The sequence below is a fragment of the Rhodoferax sp. RT5P35 genome (assembly GCF_056521385.1).
In genome coordinates, this window is record NZ_JBWMAX010000146.1 from 1 (window position 1) to 1,380 (window position 1,380).

At 65.3% G+C, this 1,380-nt stretch carries 3 protein-coding genes; 2 read left to right on the forward strand and 1 reads right to left on the reverse strand.

Features of this window, described 5'->3' with window-relative positions:
• Positions 1 to 271: EamA family transporter (locus AC097L_RS24450; protein ID WP_479589317.1), on the forward strand; the 271-nt coding region annotated here is incomplete at its 5' end.
• Between the two features lie 61 nt (positions 272 to 332).
• The gene (locus tag AC097L_RS24455; protein ID WP_479582089.1) at positions 333 to 788 is read left to right on the forward strand and encodes an N-acetyltransferase family protein; all 456 of its coding nucleotides are present in this window, start codon (positions 333 to 335) and stop codon (positions 786 to 788) included.
• 9 nt (positions 789 to 797) lie between these two features.
• Here the strand turns inward: AC097L_RS24455 and AC097L_RS24460 are convergent.
• Positions 798 to 1,380: Bug family tripartite tricarboxylate transporter substrate binding protein (locus AC097L_RS24460; protein WP_479589318.1), on the reverse strand; the 583-nt coding region annotated here is incomplete at its 5' end.

Sequence of the window (1,380 nt, forward strand, 5' to 3'; positions counted from 1 at the left end):
GCAAGGGCTGCCACCACTGCCGTACGATGCGGCCTTCTGGCAGGCCAGCCTGTACCTGGTGCTGGGCTGCACGGTGTTTGCGTTCTTCGCGCAAACCTGGGCCTTGCAGCACAGTTCGCCCAGCCGCGTGGCCTTGCTGACCAGCAGCGAGCCCGCTTTTGGCGCGCTGTTTGCGGTGCTCTGGTTGGGCGAGGGGCTCAGCGTCTGGGGCTGGCTGGGCGGCGGGCTGATCGTGGGCGCGGCCTTGTGGACGACGGCCAAACGGGGGTGAACGGCGCACTGCCTAGAATCGGGCGCACCGCAAAAACCTGATTCATTCACCCCTTCTGAAAATGCCCCCACTCCACATCCGACGCGCCACCGTGGCCGACATCAAGCACATCGCGCCGCTGTTTGACGCCTATCGCCAGTTCTACGAACAGGCACCTGATTTGGCGCGGGCCACAGCCTTCATCGGCCAGCGGCTGGAGAAAGAAGAATCCGTCATCTTGCTGGCGACCCATGCCCACGGTGAGCCCGTGGGCTTCTGCCAGTTGTACCCCAGCTTCTGCTCGGTCGAGGCCCTGCCGATTTATGCGCTCTACGACCTGTTCGTGCGGCCCGAGGTGCGGCGCACGGGCGCAGGCAAGGCGCTGCTGCTCGCGGCCGAGCAGCACGCCGCAGACAAGGGCTTCGCCCGCATGGACCTCACCACCGCCCACACCAACCTCTCAGCCCAGGCTTTGTACGAGTCGCTGGGTTGGGTGCGCGATGCGGTTTTTCTGGCCTACAGCAAGCGGGTTGCCTAAGAGTCGCCGTCAAGCCCCATCCGGCCTGATCTGCGCGCGGGCGATCACGGGTTTCCAGCGGGCCAGTTCGGCCTTGATGAAGGCATCAAACTCGGCTGCGGTGCCGCCCACGGCCAGGGCGGTTTCATTGGACAGCTTCTCTTTGACGATGCTGCCGCGCGCGGCCTTGATGGCTTCGCCCTCCAGCTTCGCTAGGTTGGCCTTGGGCCATTTGGAAGGGGCCATCAGGCCGTACCACTGCGTCATCTCAAAGCCTTTGTAGCCCTGCTCGGCCACGGTGGGCACATCGGGCAGTTGCGGCAAGCGCGTGGACGTGCCGGTGGCGATGCAACGCAGTTTGCCCGCCTTGATGAACGCCAACAGCGCGGGCGCCCCCACCGAGGCGGCTTGCAGGCGGCCGGCCATCAGGTCGGTCAGCATGCGGCCGGTGCCCCGGTAGGGCACGTGCAACATGAAGGTCTCGGTGGCCATCTTCAGGTACTCGAACGCCAGGTGCCCGGCACTGCCGTTGCCCGCGGAGCCGTAGTTGAGCTGGCCCGGTTTGGACTTGGCGTAGGCCACGAATTCCTTCAGGTTTTTCACCGGCAAATCG

Bases quoted from the DNA above. Each gene is read 5' to 3' on its own strand.
- AC097L_RS24455 (WP_479582089.1), top strand. From the start codon at position 333: ATGCCCCCACTCCACATCCGACGCGCCACCGTGGCCGACATCAAGCAC.